The organism is Flavobacterium sp. WV_118_3, from assembly GCF_039778605.1.
GTDB lineage: Bacteria > Bacteroidota > Bacteroidia > Flavobacteriales > Flavobacteriaceae > Flavobacterium.
On the sequence record NZ_CP156060.1, the window covers coordinates 1539337 to 1558146 of the forward strand.

At 37.8% G+C, this 18810-nt stretch carries 13 protein-coding genes; 11 read left to right on the forward strand and 2 right to left on the reverse strand.

The features are described 5' to 3' along the window. Positions 1 to 18 precede the first annotated feature (18 nt). From ABFU83_RS07110 to ABFU83_RS07140, 7 genes are all read left to right on the forward strand, one after another. Entirely contained in the window at positions 19 to 3159 is a 3141-nt protein-coding gene (locus tag ABFU83_RS07110) for a CusA/CzcA family heavy metal efflux RND transporter (RefSeq protein ID WP_347069844.1), read from the forward strand. Continuing rightward, on the forward strand, positions 3156 to 4430 hold the full coding sequence (locus tag ABFU83_RS07115) for a TolC family protein (RefSeq protein WP_347069845.1): 1275 nt from the start codon (positions 3156 to 3158) through the stop codon (positions 4428 to 4430). Before ABFU83_RS07110 ends, ABFU83_RS07115 begins: the two co-directional genes overlap by 4 nt. Positions 4431 to 4434: 4 nt before the next feature. Then, positions 4435 to 5703, forward strand: coding sequence for an efflux RND transporter periplasmic adaptor subunit (locus tag ABFU83_RS07120; RefSeq protein WP_347069846.1), 1269 nt, complete (start codon positions 4435 to 4437; stop codon positions 5701 to 5703). Positions 5704 to 5713: 10 nt separating this feature from the next. Continuing rightward, on the forward strand, positions 5714 to 6316 hold the full coding sequence (locus ABFU83_RS07125) for an isoprenylcysteine carboxylmethyltransferase family protein (protein ID WP_347069847.1): 603 nt from the start codon (positions 5714 to 5716) through the stop codon (positions 6314 to 6316). Positions 6317 to 6333: 17 nt separating this feature from the next. Continuing rightward, positions 6334 to 6669, forward strand: coding sequence for a cation transporter (locus ABFU83_RS07130; protein WP_347069848.1), 336 nt, complete (start codon positions 6334 to 6336; stop codon positions 6667 to 6669). 39 nt (positions 6670 to 6708) lie between these two features. Then, positions 6709 to 8700, forward strand: a complete 1992-nt coding sequence (locus ABFU83_RS07135) for a heavy metal translocating P-type ATPase (protein WP_347069849.1) — start codon at positions 6709 to 6711, stop codon at positions 8698 to 8700. A gap of 217 nt (positions 8701 to 8917) precedes the next feature. Further along, the gene (locus ABFU83_RS07140; protein WP_347069850.1) at positions 8918 to 9580 is read left to right on the forward strand and encodes a methyltransferase domain-containing protein; all 663 of its coding nucleotides are present in this window, start codon (positions 8918 to 8920) and stop codon (positions 9578 to 9580) included. A 38-nt stretch (positions 9581 to 9618) separates the two neighbouring features. Here ABFU83_RS07140 and ABFU83_RS07145 read toward each other — a convergent pair whose 3' ends face one another. Next, on the reverse strand, positions 9619 to 11190 hold the full coding sequence (locus ABFU83_RS07145) for a T9SS type A sorting domain-containing protein (protein WP_347069851.1): 1572 nt from the start codon (positions 11188 to 11190) through the stop codon (positions 9619 to 9621). 259 nt (positions 11191 to 11449) lie between these two features. Continuing rightward, positions 11450 to 13144 (reverse strand): energy-dependent translational throttle protein EttA, encoded by a 1695-nt coding sequence (gene ettA, locus ABFU83_RS07150; protein WP_347069852.1) that lies wholly within the window; start codon positions 13142 to 13144, stop codon positions 11450 to 11452. Between the two features lie 274 nt (positions 13145 to 13418). On the opposite strand from ettA, the gene ABFU83_RS07155 reads away from it, so the two are divergent. From ABFU83_RS07155 to ABFU83_RS07170, 4 genes are all read left to right on the forward strand, one after another. Continuing rightward, entirely contained in the window at positions 13419 to 14063 is a 645-nt protein-coding gene (locus ABFU83_RS07155; RefSeq protein ID WP_347069853.1) for a hypothetical protein, read from the forward strand. 1 nt (position 14064) lies between these two features. Next, positions 14065 to 15561 carry an SIR2 family protein gene (locus ABFU83_RS07160; protein WP_347069854.1) on the forward strand — a complete coding sequence of 499 codons (1497 nt, stop codon included), beginning with the start codon at positions 14065 to 14067 and terminating at the stop codon, positions 15559 to 15561. Continuing rightward, positions 15558 to 17471, forward strand: coding sequence for an ATP-binding protein (locus tag ABFU83_RS07165; protein ID WP_347069855.1), 1914 nt, complete (start codon positions 15558 to 15560; stop codon positions 17469 to 17471). Before ABFU83_RS07160 ends, ABFU83_RS07165 begins: the two co-directional genes overlap by 4 nt. 211 nt (positions 17472 to 17682) lie before the next feature. After that, positions 17683 to 18792 carry a hypothetical protein gene (locus tag ABFU83_RS07170; RefSeq protein WP_347069856.1) on the forward strand — a complete coding sequence of 370 codons (1110 nt, stop codon included), beginning with the start codon at positions 17683 to 17685 and terminating at the stop codon, positions 18790 to 18792. Positions 18793 to 18810 lie beyond the last annotated feature (18 nt).

Below are 18810 nucleotides of genomic sequence, written 5' to 3' on the forward strand. Positions count from 1 at the left end.
TTTATATTATACCAAAACATGCTTGATAAAATAATTCATTTTAGTATCAACAATAAATTTATTGTTGGACTATTTACCCTTATATTAGTAGCGGTGGGTGGCTATTCGGCCTACACCCTCCCTATTGACGCTTTACCCGATATTACCAATAATCAGGTACAGATCATCACCAGTTCCCCTACACTGGCTACCCAGGAGGTCGAACAATTTATTACCTACCCGATCGAACAGGCGGTAAAACCGATTCCAAAAATCGTCGAATTGCGCTCCATCAGCCGCTTTGGACTGAGTGTTGTAACCGTTGTTTTTGAGGAAAGTGCCGATATTTACTGGGCGCGCGCTCAAATTTCGGAACGTCTTAAAGAAGCCGAAAACACCATCCCAAGAGGTGTCGGATCGCCCGAAATGGCTCCGGTGAGTACCGGTTTGGGTGAAATCTACCAATATGTGGTTTTCCCTGAAAAAGGTTATGAAGAAAAATACGATGCTACACAACTGCGTACCATTCAGGATTGGATCATCAAGCCACAATTAATCGGTACCAAAGGTGTCGCGGAAGTTAACACGCTTGGCGGTTACCTGAAACAATATGAAATTGCCGTTCAGCCCGACAAGCTGAAAAGTATGAATACCACCATTTCGGAGATATTCGATGCCCTCGAAGTCAACAATGAAAATACCGGCGGTGCTTATATCGACAAAAAACCGTATGCCTATTTTATCCGTGGTATCGGAATGGTAAACGGTATCGACGACATCAATAAAATCGTGGTTAAAAACCAAAATGGTATTCCAATCCTTATCCGCGATGTAGCCCAGGTCCGCATTGGCAGTAGTATTCGTTACGGCGCTGTGACCAAAGACGGCAAAGGCGAAGAAGTGAGCGGTATGGTGATGATGCTAAAAGGCGAAAACAGCGGTCAGGTGGTAACCCGTGTAAAGGAAAAAATGGAGCAGATTAAAAAATCGCTTCCTGAAGGTGTTTCAATCGAGCCCTTTATGGATCGTACCCAATTGGTCAATAAAGCGATCTCCACGGTAGAGAAAAACCTGATTGAAGGCGCCTTAATTGTAATTTTTATCCTGGTTTTACTACTCGGAAACTGGCGCGCCGGCCTGGTTGTCGCTTCGGTTATTCCACTTTCGTTACTATTTGCCATTTCGATGATGCGTTTGTTTGGCGTTAGCGGTAACCTGATGAGCCTTGGAGCGATCGATTTTGGACTAATTGTAGACGGAGCCGTCATTATAGTCGAAGCGATTATTCACCGATTGCAGGTAGGTCGTAAGGGCGCACTCACCAAACAACAGATGAACGAAGAAGTTTTTCAGGCGGCTTCCAAAATCCGTAGTAGCGCGGCTTTCGGGGAAATCATTATCCTGATTGTGTATTTACCGATCCTCGCCTTGGTTGGCATCGAAGGAAAAATGTTTGGACCAATGGCACAAACGGTATCTTTTGCCATTTTAGGAGCCTTCATTTTGTCATTAACCTATGTCCCAATGATGAGTGCACTCGTCCTTAAAAAAGAAACCGGACATAAAAAGAATATCAGCGATACGATTATTGAAAAACTATATCACTTTTATGCACCCATTTTAGAAAAAGCCTTACGTGCCAAAGCCGTTATTATCGGTGTGGCGGTTGCTTTATTTGCTGCGGCATTACTCCTTTTCAATACACTGGGCGGCGAATTTATTCCGACGTTAGACGAAGGTGATATCGCGACACATCTGATCATCGCTTCTGGAAGTTCGTTATCGCAGGAAGTCGAAGCGACTACCAAAGCCGAGCAGATTTTAAAAGCCAAATTCCCCGAAATCAAAATGATTGTAACGAAAATCGGTAGTGCCGAAATTCCAACCGATCCGATGCCGATAGAAGCCGGCGATATGATCATTCTTCTAAAAGACAAAGACGAATGGACTTCGGCTACGACTAAAGAAGAGCTGATGGAAAAAATGGAAAAGGCGTTGGAAGATATTCCGGGCGCAACAACCGAGTTTTCCCAACCGATTCAAATGCGTTTTAACGAGTTGATGACTGGCGTACGAAGCGATGTCGCCATTAAAATCTTTGGTGAAGATATCGATATGCTCGTTAGCAAAGGAGACGAAGTAATGCAGCTGATCCAGGGAATACCGGGCGTTTCGGATGCCAAACTGGAACGTGTGGCCGGTTTACCGCAAATTACTGTTCGCTACAATAAGGACAAAATGGCATTATACGGTTTAAAAATCGGTGATCTGAATAAAGTAATCCGAATGGGATTTGCCGGTGAAGCTGCCGGATTGGTCTATGAAGGTGAAAAACGCTTTGATCTTGTGGTACGTCTGGAAAGCGACAGTCGTCAGGATATTTCCAATTTAAAGGCTCTTTATATCACCTTGCCGTCCGGAAATCAGATTCCGCTGGAACAGGTTGCTGATATTAATTATGAGGATGGACCAATGCAAATTAGTCGTGAAGATGGTAAGCGTCGTATCGTGGTTGGTTTTAACGTACGTGGTACGGATGTCAAATCGGTCGTGGAAAAAATCCAGCAAAAACTTGATGCCCGACTTAAACTTCCGGATGGCTACTATGTGACCTATGGTGGTCAGTTTGAAAACCTTATTGAAGCCAATAAACGACTTGCAGTAGCCGTTCCGGTAGCATTAGCTATGATCTTTATTCTCTTATACTTTACTTTTAAATCAGTACACCAATCTATATTGATTTTCACAGCAATTCCATTGGCCGCAATCGGTGGTGTTTTTGCACTTTGGTTACGGGATATGCCTTTTAGTATTTCAGCCGGAGTGGGCTTTATCGCCCTATTTGGTGTCGCCGTACTCAACGGAATTGTACTGATCGGTTATTTTAACCAGTTAAAAAATGAAGGAATGACCAATATTTACGACCGGATTCGCGAAGGAACCAAAGTGCGACTACGACCGGTAATTATGACCGCAGCTGTGGCTTCATTAGGTTTTCTTCCGATGGCAATCAGTTCCAGTGCCGGTGCCGAAGTGCAAAAACCATTGGCAACCGTGGTTATTGGCGGATTGGTAACAGCAACCTTGCTAACCTTAATTGTACTTCCGATTTTGTATCTCTATTTTGAAAAAGAAACTCCAAAAAATAATACGGATAATCCGGAAAATAACGCGTTATGAAGATGACATTCAATATAAAAACGGATAGTATTTTATTTAAACATACTATTCACATAATAGCTATTTTAGCATTAATTATCAAACCTATAAACACTACTGCACAAACAAATCTATCATTAAAAGAAGTGGTCGAAACGGGTATAAAAAACAACCTGGGCATTCAGGCTTCCGAACTGGAAAGCAAGATGCACAATCAGTTGACGCGTTCGGCTTTTGAGATTCCGAAAACCGAATTATCCGGTACGTTTGGACAGATTAATTCGAATGCTAAGGATAAAAATTTTGGCGTTTCCCAAAGCTTTAACCCGTTTCAATATGGTGCCAAAAAGAAATGGCTCAACGAAAACAATGTCGCCGGACAATTAAAAGTCAAAGCCACACAACAGGATATCACGTTTAACATCCGTCAGGCATGGAATACCATGTTGTTTTATACCAAACAAAACCAATTGCTGAACCAACAAAACCTATTGATGGAAAAATTTGTACGATCGGCTTCCCTAAAATTCCAAACAGGTGAAAGTAATTCACTCGAAAAGACCATTGCGATTGCCAAGCAACAGGAATTACAACAACTGATCAAACAAAACGAAGCCAAATTATGGGTGGAAAAGTCAAAAATCAAAACCCTGATCAACAGGGATTCCGACTTCACTCCTGCTGATACTGTTTTTGCTCCGATGGTGACATTGGCAGTAGCCGACAGTTCGCGATTAAAACAGAACAGCAACCTGCAATTGGCGGCGCAACAAATTCAGATTGCCGAAGCAGCCAAAAAGGTCGAAAAGTCCGCTTTTTTCCCGGATATTACCGCGGGCTATGCGATTCAATCCATTACTGGTACTCAGGAAATAAACGGACAAAGTGTAGACTATGACAATGCCTTGCGTTTTCAGACGTTTTCGGTAGGTATTGCTATTCCGATTTTTGCCGGTAGTACCGTTGCTAAAACCAAAGCCGCTCAAAGCAATATCGAAATGCAGCAAAAAAATGCCGCTTATGTCGAAAGTCAGTTAAAAAGTCAGTTCCAACAACAGTTTGAAGAATTAAAAACCTATCAGTCTCTGGTCGATTATTATCAGGGTACCGCTTTACCAAATGCTAAAAAAATCAGTACCAATGCGACAAAGGCCTATCAAAACGGTGATATTTCGTATGTAGAATACGTTCAAAGCATCGAAACCGCCTTAACCATCCGACTGAATTACAGCAATGCCATCCACAATTACAATCAAACTGCGATTAATATCCAGTATTTAATCCATCAATAATACCATGAAAAAATTCCATATACTATACCTCAATATTGCCGGCCTTCTAATTATCGGAACCGTATTGTATTTCAGTTTACGCCATGATCATAGCAGTGAAGACGGTCATGATCATACCCAAACGGAAACTGCGGAAAAACCCGGAGCGGATAAAGAAGTTGAATTGAATGAAGCCCAATTTAAAGCAGCCGGCGTAACATTGGGAACCTATTCTCTAAAAAACCTTAGCGAAGTTATTAACGCCAACGGTTATACCAAACTGCCACCACAAAACCAGGCCGATGTTTCGGTTCATTTACAGGGTGTTGTTAAAACGATTTCGGTGATCGAAGGACAATTTGTACGAAAAGGTCAGGTTCTGGCAACCATAGAAAGCCCGGAATTCACTAAATTGCAGGAAGCGTATCTGACATCGAAAAGCAATCTTGAATTTTTAAGTCAGGAGTTCGAAAGACAAAAAACACTAAGTGAGGAAGAAGTCAATTCGAAAAAAGTATTCCAGAAAACAAAAGCGGAATACCAGATCGAAAAGGCGCGTTTTAATTCTTTAAAACAACAGTTAAGCGTTCTTAATATACAATCGGGTAATACGGCTGTGGCTACGGTTCCCATATTGGCCCCTATTTCGGGTTATACGACCGAAATTAATGTAAAAATAGGAAGTAATGTCGAAGTCGGTAAACCGATTCTTAGCATTGTGGACAATTCTAAATTACATGTCGACTTATTGGTTTACGAAAAAGATCTGCATAAAGTAAAACAGGGTCAGAATGTACAATTAGTACTTACCAATCAGGACAATACCGTAATTAGGGGAACGATTTTTAGTATCGGTAAGGCATTTGAAAATGAAACCAAATCAGTCGCAGTACATGCCGACATCAATAACGAGAAAAACGCATTGATTCCGGGAATGTATGTCAACGCGTTAATCGATATCGGGACAAATACCGTTAATGCCCTACCAGTGGAAGCTATTGTAAAGGCAGATGGTCGTGAATTTATGTTTGTCCTGGAAAAAGGCCATGAAGAACCGGAACACGATACGGAAAAAGGACATTCCCATGACGATGGCCATAAGCATGATGACGCCGAAGGAAACCGTTTTCATTTCCGCCGAGTGGAAGTAAAAACCGGAACTTCGCAATTGGGCTATATTCAGGTTACGCCATTAACAAAAGTCGCTCCTGATGCTAAAATTGTTTTAAAAGGCGCTTATTATATCCAAAGTCATCTATTAAAAACAGAAGGTGGTGGCGGTCATTCGCATTAAATCAAAAAAAATGGAAAACTTTTTAAAAATATACTTACCCGTTTACCTTTTGTTATATCTATTGGTAACTTTTGTGATTCCTACCTATCGAACGTATAAACAAACCGGTATTAATCCGGTAACGTTCGGGAATCGGGATAACGCCCATGATTATATCGGTTTTGTTATGAAATTTTTAATTGTACTACTGTTTATCGCAGTAGTGCTCTTTTCCTTTGGTGGCAAACTGTATCATTATTCTGTTCCGGTACCCTATCTTGAAAACGAATATCTAAAAATTATCGGGCTATTCCTGATTCATATCGCCTTGTTATGGGTGATGATCGCACAATATCAGATGCAAAATTCATGGAGAATCGGTATAGATGAAATGCATAAAACCGAATTGCGTACCAACGGTATTTTCGGAATAAGCCGAAATCCTATCTTTTTAGGAATGATCATTAGTATCTTAGGGCTTTTTATGATAGTTCCCAATGCCTTGACATTTTTTACAGCACTAGCGACTTATTTTATTATTCAAGTACAGGTACGACTGGAAGAAGCCTTTCTGGCAAAGCAACATCCGGTTGATTATCCAAAATACAAGCAAAAAGTAAAACGTTTTTTATAACCCTTAATCCGAACAAAATGAGAATTTTATTTTTAATTACCTTTATGATGCTTACTTCATTTACAGTAAACGCACAGGCACAAAAAGCTGTTATTAAAACAACTATCACCTGTGATCATTGTAAAGAATGTGAAACCTGCGGACAATTGTTTGAAAAAAAACTAATCCGTCAGAAAGGAGTACAAATGGTAGCGCTTAATGAAAAAGAAATGACCATTACCGTATTTTTTAACGCCAAAAAAACAGATCTTCCTACTATACGAACTGCTATTAGTCAGCTGGGTTATGATGCCGACGATGTGAAGGCCGATCCAAAAGCTTATGAAGCCTTAGACGGTTGCTGCAAAGTATAAAAAACGGATGATCATTTTTATTCCTAATCCGGAAGTATTATGAAAAATGAAACACACAAACACGCTACAAACGGAGCAGATTGCTGTTCTGTTGCTGCTAAAAAAAATAACCCCAAAAAACAAACTCATGATCACGACCATGATCATGGACACGATCACAATCACGATGAGGCTGCCGGATGGAAAATGTTTCTGCCGGCAATCCTGTCGTTCGTATTGCTAATGATCGCAATTGGAATAGATAACTACTTCCCTATCGCAGTATTCACCGGTTGGGTTCGTATAGGATGGTACGTATTAGCCTATTTACCCGTAGGCTGGCCGGTACTAAAAGAAGCGATCCAAAACATGCGTAACGGAGCCTTTTTTACCGAATTCTTCCTGATGTCGATCGCAACACTGGGGGCTTTCTATATCGGAGAATATCCCGAAGGTGTAGCCGTAATGCTGTTTTATGCAATCGGAGAACTGTTCCAGACACTAGCCGTAACCCGTGCAAAATCGAATATTAAAGCCTTATTGGATCAAAGGCCGGACACCGCTACGGTTATAGTCGATGGTAATCCGATAACGAAAAAAGCAGCAACCATAACCATTGGTGAAATTATCCAGCTAAAACCGGGCGAAAAAGTAGCTTTGGACGGTATCTTGCTATCCGATTTGGCCACTTTTAATACCGCTGCTTTGACCGGCGAAAGTAAACCCGATACCAAACGTAAAGGTGACACGGTTCTTGCTGGAATGATCAACCTCAACACTTCCGGTTTGGTTGAAGTAACAACTGCGTATACCGACAGTAAATTGTCCAAAATCCTGGAGATGGTTCAGGAAGCAACGGCCAAAAAAGCCCCAACAGAATTGTTTATCCGTAAATTTGCGAATATCTACACCCCTATAGTGGTGTTTCTGGCCATCGGAATTTACCTGTTACCGATGCTTTTTGTTTCCGATTATAATTTTAACGACTGGCTCTACCGCGCACTCGTATTTCTGGTAGTTTCCTGTCCGTGTGCCCTGGTTATCTCTATTCCATTGGGCTATTTCGGCGGAATTGGTGCCGCCAGTAAAAACGGAATATTGTTTAAAGGCTCTACGTTTTTAGACACTATGGCTTCTATTCAGGCCGTAGTGATGGACAAAACCGGAACATTAACCAAAGGTGTTTTTAAGGTACAAGAGGTAGTTGCTTCGGGCTATACAGAACAAGAACTGGTACACTATACCGCTGCTTTGGAAACACATTCTACACATCCGGTAGGTACGGCAATTATTGCGTATGCAAATGGTGGAGAAAAAGGTATTTCCGTAACCGAAGTGGAAGAAATTGCAGGACACGGACTAAAAGGTCGTATAAATGGTAAAACCATTCTGGCCGGAAATGTCAAATTGCTTCAAAAATTTAAGATTTCCTACGATACGGCTATTGAAAATACACCTTATACCATTATTACCGTTGCCATAGACGGGCAATATGCCGGTTATTTTCTGATTTCGGATGAGATCAAGGAAGATGCGTCTCAGACCATTGCTAATCTTCACCAACTGGGCATTCAAACCGTGATGCTATCGGGTGATAAACAAGCCGTTGTATCGGCAGTAGCTAATGAATTGCGCATTGATACGGCCTATGGCGATTTGTTACCGGAAGATAAAGTACGTCAGGTACAACAATTAAAAGACCGGAATTTAAAACTCGCCTTTGTGGGCGATGGCGTTAACGATGCTCCTGTAATTGCGTTGGCCGATGCCGGTATTGCAATGGGCGGACTAGGTAGCGATGCGACTATTGAAACCGCCGATATCGTCATTCAGAATGATCAACCATCTAAAATTTATACCGCAATTGCGATTGGTAAAAAAACCAAACAAATCGTATGGCAAAACATTGGTATGGCCTTTATTGTAAAAGCAATCATATTGATTCTTGGCGCCGGCGGACTCGCAACCATGTGGGAAGCCGTATTTGCCGATGTTGGTGTCGCTTTATTAGCGATCCTGAATGCCGTTCGGATTCAAAAAATGAAGTTTTAAAAACCAAAACCTGACAGGTTATTATCGTGATGATCATAAATCTATCAGGCCTCTCTAATTCTTCGCCGGCTTCTTCAAAAGGCACACCTGACAGGTTTTCAAAACTATCAGGTGTTATTTTTTGAGCAACAATCGTAAAATAGTATAACTCTTTCTCAAAATACTACAACAGTTCTATACATTCCGATCGATACCTTCGCATTTTAAATGAATGTATATGAAACCCTTATCTCCTATTGAAACCTGTAAACAATTGCGAAAACCGGATGGTGCAGCCGGAATTGCGATCGGTCGCGATATGAACCGTTCCAACCGTCTGATGTATACCGACCTTTTTACGTTACTCACCCTTAACGACCTCGACACCGTATTAGAAATCGGTTATGGAAACGGCATGCATTTTCCCGCTTATTTCGTGCCCGGAAAAGCCATCACCCTATACGGAATGGACTATTCGGAAGTAATGCATCAGGAAGCTTTGCAAAATAATGCTTCGTTTGTTGCTGTAGGATCCGTAATTCCGGAATATGGCGATATTATAAACTGCACCTATCCCGATAATAAATTTGATCATATTATAGCACTAAATACGGTTTATTTTTGGGAACCGTTGGAAAACTACCTGAGCGTACTTTTCCGTATTTTAAAACCCGGTGGAAAATTATATATCGGTTATCGTCCGAAACGCGTCTTACATCAGGTCGATTTTGTTCAGGAAGGCTTTGCGTTATACGATGAAGTTGTTTTAAATGAGCAACTGGAAAAAGCCGGTTTTGAAATTATACAGGAACACCAACATAACTATTCCAAAATGACGGTTAATGGTCAGCCGCTCGAAAGTACCGATCTGGTGACGGTTTGTATAAAAAAAGAGGCTTAAAAAGCCTCTTTTAATTTCTATCGTAAATTTAGAATTGTTTATTTTTTAACAAACTTTACAGTAGTCTGATTCACTTTAAGTAAATAGATACCTGCTGCCAAATTATCAACAGCTACAGTAGTACTTTCATTTGTAATTTTTCCGTTTATCACGATTCTTCCGTTACTGTCGTAAACCTGATATGCCGTTCCTGTAATTAATTCGTTATTTTTCGTATCAATCGTTAATTGATCAACTACAGGGTTTGGGTAAACCACAATCGATTTGTTTTGTTTAAATCCGTCTGTCGAAAGCGATGTTCCGTTTCCGATATATCTTGCAACAGCAAAATCATTCCCGGTATATCCAACCAAAATGATTTTATCGTCTGACTGGATTGCCATTGCCAAAGATTCACTATAGGTATTCGTACCAAAATCGGTTGTTACCTTACCAGAAGTTCCAAATGTTGTGTCAATCGAATAATCTGTATTTAATCGTGTAAGTGCAAATTTAGACGTCGCAGTAGTCGTAGTCGCATCAATTGCCGAACCCGCTAAAATAATTTTAGCATTACTATCCATTCCCATATCATAACACATATCGATAGTGCCTGGCGAAAAATCAATAGAACCTTGTAACGCTACGGTTCCACTAGCAGTTACTGTTCCATAATAATATTTATAATCGGTTGACGACCATCGGCTACTACCGCTAAAAAGGAAACTATCATCCGGTTTTAAAAGCATCGCATTGGTTTTATTGTCACTGGTTGTAAATGAATTGGATGCAAATCCATCGGAAGAAAAAGTAGTATCCAATGTTCCGTTGCTATTCAATCGGCAAACATATTGTCTGGAATATTGCATTGATCCGTTACCCGGTACATCACTCCATCCCACGGCTGTAATTTTTCCGTTCGATTTTAACGCCAAATCTTCTATACAAAAGGTAAATCCATTCGAATTACTTTCCGGAAATGGCAAATCAATTAATCGTCCGTTATTCCCAAATGTCGTATCTAAAATTCCGGAAGCCGTATAGCGTGCGAAAATTCCTCTGGATTCGTTCGTATTTAAAACCGAAGTACCACCAACGACTATGCTTCCGGTTACATGATGCACTTTAACAACTCTAAATTCATCGGCTCTTGCCGCAGTATTATAAATAGTAAAATTTGTAAATGCCTTCCCTCCTGTACCAAAGGTCGTATCAAGAGTTCCATTTGTATTTAAGCGTATTACGGCACCGGCTCTGTCACTTCCATTATCCGAATATCCCGCAATTACAATTTTTCCGTCCATCTGTAGGTCCATTGAATAGGCTCTGTCGTCACTACCACCTTGTAAATCGAACGACACTTTTCCATTGGTTCCAAATGTGGTATCAAGACTACCGTCGGCATTATAACGAACACAGGCAAAATCTTCACCGAAAACACTACTATACGTATAACCGGCAACAACAATTTTACCATCTTGTTGTAATGCTACTCCATGTGCTTTATCTGCGCCGCTGTTAATGGATGTTATTACTTTTCCTCCCGTTCCAAAAGTTGGATCCAGGCCTCCGTTTTGTGAAAAGGCACAAAAACCTGTCAATAAAAAACCTAATTGTAATAGTTTGTTCATATGTTTAAAATGTTTGTTTTTATATTTAATCTCATTTTAGAGAAATAAAAAATCGCGCCAAAAGTAGTATTAAATTTTCTTACAAATATCATATTGTCAGACAATTTTTTACCGTATAATTACTGAATTTGACACCTAAAAAAATACAAAAAAACACCAATAACTTTTTTTATACCGATCTTAAATCATATTCGTTACAAATAACTATTTGCATAAAAAAAACCGCTTTGCAGCGGTTTTTTATAACATATTAATTTCCTTATCCTCGGATCAGTTTTTTGTATTTGATACGTGTTGGTGTTACATCGCCACCAAGACGTTTCTTTTTGTTTTCTTCGTAATCGGAGAAACTTCCTTCAAAGAAATATACCTGTGAATCGCCTTCGAAAGCCAGGATATGCGTACAAATCCTGTCCAGGAACCAACGGTCGTGGGAAATAACCACCGCACATCCGGCGAAATTTTCCAAACCTTCTTCCAACGCACGAAGCGTGTTGATATCCAAGTCGTTCGTTGGCTCATCCAGTAGCAATACGTTTCCTTCTTCTTTTAAGGTCATCGCCAAATGCAAACGGTTACGCTCTCCTCCGGAAAGTGTTGCAACTTTTTTGTTTTGATCACTTCCTCCAAAGTTAAATCGGGACAAATACGCTCTTGAGTTTACCTGACGGCCACCCATCATTACCAATTCCTGACCGTCGCAGAAGTTTTCCCAGATGGATTTATTCGGATCGATATTTGAGTGCGACTGATCGACATAAGCGATCTTGGCCGTATCTCCAATAACAAACTCTCCGTTATCCGGTGCTTCTTCTCCCATGATCATTCGGAAGATCGTTGATTTACCGGCACCATTCGGACCAATAATTCCTACGATTCCCGCTTGTGGCAAGGTAAAGTTTAGGTTTTCATATAATAGTTTGTCACCAAAAGCTTTCGAAACATTTTTCGCTTCGATTACATTGGTTCCCAAACGCGGACCATTCGGGATGTAGATCTCTAATTTCTCATCCAGTTCTTTTTGGTCTTCGTTTAATAATTTATCGTAGTTCTGTAAACGGGCTTTTTGTTTGGTCTGACGCCCTTTGGCTCCCTGACGTACCCAGTCTAACTCACGTTCTAATGTTTTTCTACGTTTGGAAGCTACTTTTTCCTCTTGCTCCATACGTTTTGATTTCTGATCCAACCAAGACGAATAGTTTCCTTTCCACGGAATACCTTCACCACGGTCCAGTTCTAAAATCCATCCGGCTACGTTATCCAGGAAATAACGGTCGTGGGTTACGGCAATTACCGTTCCGGCATATTGTTGTAAGTGTTGCTCCAACCATAGTACGCTTTCCGCATCCAGGTGGTTGGTTGGCTCATCCAATAACAATACATCCGGTTGTTGTAATAACAAACGACATAAAGCGACACGACGACGCTCACCTCCGGACAATACTTTGATTGGGGTATCCGGCTCCGGTGTACGCAAGGCATCCATCGCGATTTCCAGTTTGGTATCCAATTCCCACGCTCCTACCGCATCGATTTTGTCCTGAAGTTCGGCCTGACGGTCCATTAACTTCTGCATCTTGTCGGCATCTTCGTATACTTCCGGTAAACCGAACATATCGTTGATTTTATTAAACTCATCCAAAATCGCTACCGTTTCGGCTACACCTTCGCGTACGATTTCAATAACGGTTTTGGTTTCGTCCAATAGTGGTTCCTGCTCTAAATATCCTACCGTATAACCTGGTGCGAATACTACATCACCCTGGTAGTTTTTATCTACTCCGGCAATAATTTTTAATAAGGATGATTTACCAGAACCGTTTAATCCCAGGATACCAATTTTAGCACCGTAGAAAAAGCTCAGGTAAATGTCTTTTAAAACCTGTTTGTTCGTGCTCGAGTAGGTTTTACTTACGCGAGACATCGAAAATATTACTTTCTTATCGTCTGACATGTCAAAATGTTTTTAGTGTCTATTCAGATAGCAAATATAAGTGAAATACGATAGAATAAAAATAGGCACAGTAATTCCATTTTTTAGAATGTGTAACATTTTTAAGTGTTTTCAAATTTTTATTAACATATCCAAAAGTACTAACATAAAAATACATTCTCCAAAAAAGAAAAATAAATTAAATATATTTACAATTCACATATTATTAAATATAACATAATTAAAAAGAGGTATTTCAGACAAAAACATTAGCAAATTAACAACACGCTAGCATATGAGTAAAGTAATAAGCAAAAAGAAATTTTTAAAAGGTCTAAATGACTTTAAAAATTTACCAAAACACAAAAAAGAAAAAGTTTTCAATTTAGCTTGGGAATCAAAAAACTTTGAAATTGAACTCTATTGGAAAAGAGCGGGATATTTTTGGGCATTTCAAACAATAGTTTTAGCTGGACTGTTTGCAGTTGCATCAAATAAAGATTTAGTCCAAGACAAAAACCATTATACTCATTACATTATTTGTTTAGGCTTTATAACAGCTTTAGGTTGGTTATTAATCAATAAAGGGAGTAAAGTATGGCAAAGACATTGGGAAAAAGTAGTCGATATACTCGAAGACTATGTAATAGGAAAGTTATACAAAACAAATACGAGTCAAAAAACATTTTCTGTTTCAAAGATTAATGAATTAATTAGTCAATTCTTCATGCTAATTTGGCTATATCTACTCTTAAAAAGCAATTTTTATGATAATATAGACTATTCTCTTCGTTTAAATGAAATGATATTTGATTGGAATATAATCTTACCTGATGCAATCGTAATATATATAGTATACCAGATGTACTTTGGGAAAGGTAGAGGCCGATTCGGAGAAAGAGAAATAAAATTTTATAGAAGGAAAATAAAAACAAATTAACATGGAACATTTTTTTTACAAGGGAGCAATACAGATTTTAGAAAACACGAATAATTTTGAAGAAAAAATTACCCATGTCAAAAAGGAACTGGCAAAAACATTTGAATCTAGAAACCTCTCCTTTCTTATTGGTTCAGGATGCTCATTAGGCAAAAACGGTATCCCAACAATGAAAGAATTAGCAGATACTCTTTTTAATGTAGGAATCAATAATAAAACTAGTTTAAGTAAAAAACTTCAAGAATTAGTTTTTGAAAAAAAACATCTTGATCTATTATCAAAACATAATATAGATTACACAAAAGAGCCATTTTTGAATAATTTAGAAATTTTTTTGGGGACTCTTTATAGTTTGAGATTTTATCTAGATCAGATTCATAATTCTAAAGAGGTTATTGCTGTTGATGAAGTCATTGAACAAACAAAAAATTATATTCTGTACAGATGTCTTAATGAGGAAAATACTGGATTAGATGATCAAATTTTAGATGTATATCAATCCTTTTACAGAAAACTGTCTTTACGGGATAGTAATTTACCTAAACCGAACATCTTTACTACAAACTATGATTTGTACTCCGAGAAAGCTATGGATGAATTAGGAATAACTTACACTAATGGTTTCTCAGGATTTATTAAACGATACTTTAATCCTTCTATTTTTAATTATGCTTTGGCAGAGCAAATGGATATCAGTTCGTTTAAATGGAGTGTGATAGATAGCTTCATATATCTTTTCAAAATACACGGTTCTGTAAATTGGGTTGAAGTTGAAGAAACAAATAAGCTTTTTAAGATTGAAGAATTACAGAACACTGATTTTGAATATCTCAAAAGTAAAAAGCACAATTTTATGATTTATCCCTCTCCCATAAAACAAAATGCTAGTCTTGGCTCTCCTTACTCTGATTTGTTTAGAGAGTTTCAAAAAAGAATAACTCAAAATCAAAGTATTCTAATAACAATGGGATATAGTTTTAGTGATGAGCATATTAACAATCTCATTTATCAAGCACTAACAATTCCAACTTTTAGATTAGTCATATTCTGTGATACAAAATATCAAACCCAGCAAGGAGTAATTGAGAGAGAAGCAATTAATAAATTAATAAATCTTAATGATCCTCGCATTTGGATTATTGGAAGTAACAATATAACACAACCTACTCCGGTAGTTAAAGTTGAAACACCTAACGAAAATTTAGCACAAGTTGAAGCCGTTCCTACAAATAATATAGTCCCAGTTGAAGAAAAAACTTCACCTGATGAAATTATTAAAGAAAGGTTATCCGAAGAAACTATTATGGACGACAATTTAGCAGATAATTTAAATGATCTATCCGTAATAGGCAATATTGAAAAACCATTACATTACTTCAGTACAATCGTAAAGAATCTCTTTCCGGATTGGACGGAAAATAAGATTGAAGAGAGCAATTCAAAGATCATTGAATTACTGCATAATTCAGTTAATTCTAAAACAGAGGAGCAAAAATGATAAGAGATGATAAACAAAGAGTTATAGGGAAGCTCATTAATATAAATTCTGAAAAATTCACAGTTGAATTACTTAATCAATCCATAAACTTTACTACAACTGGTTTTGAGAACATTTATCAGTACGCACAAATTAATGGTTATGTAATCCTCCCATACCAAGATTTTTATATTGTTGCAGAAATTTTTGGAGTTCGAGAAAAAGATGCGGACGTAAGATGGAAAGGTGAGAAAGAACAAATTCTCAGCAAATCTAATTCTGTAAAATACTTGGATATTAACCCAATTGGTACAATCCAAAAAAACAAATTTAAATATGGAATTTCAGTTTTTCCAACACTTTACACTGATGTACTGTATATAAAAAAAGAAGAACTTGATACTATCTTCGACCTAAATGATGAATTAATAAAAGACGATGTATCAAACAACACTAGACTTAAATTATTGGATATTGGTACTTCAACTATTTTTCCTGACTATAAAGTAAAAATTGACATCAATGGCTTTTTTGGTGGTCATTCATCTGTGCTTGGGAATACCGGTAGTGGAAAATCTTGTACAATAGCTTCTATGCTCCAAACTCTACTAAAAAAAGAAAAGTTTAGTGCTGTTGGTGCTTCATTCGTGCTTTTTGACGTTAATGGTGAATATTTAAAAGCATTTAGTCAAATTGATAATCCAGACATAGAAGTTAAATACTTTTCAATAAATGGCATTAAGAAAAAAGGAGATTTTGATTTTGGTGATATTGAATTAAAAGAGAATATTGAATATTTTGACTTTAAATTACCGCATTGGTTTTTAAATATCGACGAATGGGCGTTACTATTGCAAGCAAGTGAAAAATCACAATTACCTATACTTAGATCCGCATTAGGTTTTTCTCAGAGTATGGATACAATATCTAAAAATCATATTTATGGAAGTAATATTATGTATGTCTATGACAATTGGGAATCGCCAGTAGCGAAAAGACAACGAATTTCTTCTTTAATTGCAAAATCTGGTATTACGGACATCAGTTTACAACATTATGATGTAAGGTATGGAAATTTCGGTAGTACAGCACAAGAAGAAGCATTTAAAACTTCTGTAAATAAGTATATAAACATTGACCAATTTGTATTTCCAAAATATAATTTTGAAAAATTTGATTTCAAAAATTTAGAAGACCATTTAGACGAAGCAATTTTATATGAAGAATATCACGGGAACAAACAAATCAGAGACTATTGCTCTACTTTATTAACAAGATATAAAAGTTTAAGAGAGCGCTCCGAATATGATTTTTTAACAAAAAACGATAATGATCTAGAAATAGAGGATTTTACCAATGAAATTTTGGGACTAGATAAGACCGTAAAAAAAACTCAAATATCAATAATTGATTTAAATGCGGTAGAAGATGAAGTTGTAGAAGTTATTTCTAGCGTGATTTCAAGATTAGTTTTTGAAAAACTGAAAAAAATTGAACCTCGAAATTCTTTCCCAGTAAACTTAATATTAGAAGAAGCACACAGATATATTTCTGAAAAGAAAAGTACTTCATTTGGAGAAGCAAACAAGATATTTGAAAGAATCGCTAAAGAAGGTAGAAAATATGGAATATTTTTAATGGTGTCGTCTCAAAGACCAAGCGAATTATCCAAAACTGTTTTGTCTCAGTGTAGTAATTTTATTGTACATAGAATTCAAAATCCAGATGACTTGTCACATATAAGACAAATGACACCACATATCTCGTCGAATATCATGACTAGATTACCATCAATACCAAGACAACACGCTCTAGTATTTGGTCATTCTGTTCAAATACCTACATTATTTAAAGTTAATGATGCTGAGCCAACACCTCATAGTAACGATAGTGATATTGTAAAACATTGGTTTAAGGAAAAAGAAGAATAACTATTGCGGAAGAATTCGATTTAAAAAAATAAAACAAAAAATGATACTCCTGTGTCACTTTTTTATTTGGATAGATTTAACAAATCATGAATAATCGAGTATTCGACATAATATTAGCATACTAATAAGCTTCTTTTTATAGGATCAATTTTATTTTATCTCCCGAACTTGGATATATTTGTAATTCGAATAATTAGTTTCAAAACACACTATGAAATCCCTAAAAATACTATTCCTACTTCTTCCTTTCCTTTCTTTTTCGCAGGATCTTAACGAACTAATCGGTCAGGCGCAATATGCCTATACCGCCAAAAACTATAAAATGGCTTCCGAGACGTATCAAAAAGCGATTGCGCAGGAAGATATCAGCAACTATTTTGTGTATTACTATGCCGCTTTATCGGCCAATCTAAACCACGAGGAAGATCTGGCGATTAAAATGCTACAACAGGCAATTGCAAAGGGTTTTGGAATGGAAGACAATGAAATCGAATTTATTCAGAATATGCCGGATTTTGCGAACCTACATACCAAAGACGCATGGAAAAATACCATTTCGGAAATGAAAAACCGAAATACCGCAAACAAGGAAAAAATTCAAAAAGTAGCCGAAGACTGGAAAAAAAATCTGTACGACAATGCCAAAATCAAACCGGGGTACACCTTGCTTTTTCAAAAAGTCGACACGGTCGATTTTCCATATCTGGTGTATGTACCGAAAAGTCCGAAGCAAAAAAGTAAACTACCGGTGATTGTTTTTCTTCACGGTGGCACCGGAGCGATGAGTTTTAAAGAACTCTATGAAAATCCGGAGTTGCAAAGTGAACCTATCTTTACCACGGCACGAATCCTAAATGCGATTGTAATTTACCCTATCGCGCGGGAATCGTTTAACTGGTTTAACAACGAAAAGAGTTTCTTAGGTATTATGCAAATTCTGAATGGTTTTGAATCGAAATATAAATACGATAAAAAAAATATGGTCTTAGGCGGCATGTCTGTTGGTGGTCGTGCCACTTTTTGGTTTGCCCAACATCATCCGAAACTATTTAAAGGATTCTATACGTTTTCGGCTATTCCGAAATTGGAATTTGAAACATTGGATTTTAGCAAATTCGACACAACCCGACCGATCATCAGTATCAATGCCAAAGATGACGCCACTTATAAGATCAACGATGTATTAAAAATCTATAACGAACATAAATTTGACAAATGGTCGCTGGAAGTTCTGGATAGCGGTACGCATGGTTTTATTTACAATTCGGCTGTAGACGGTCAGGAAAAAGTGACCGAAACCCTTAAAAAACTTTTGGAATAACAACAGTTACAGATTCCA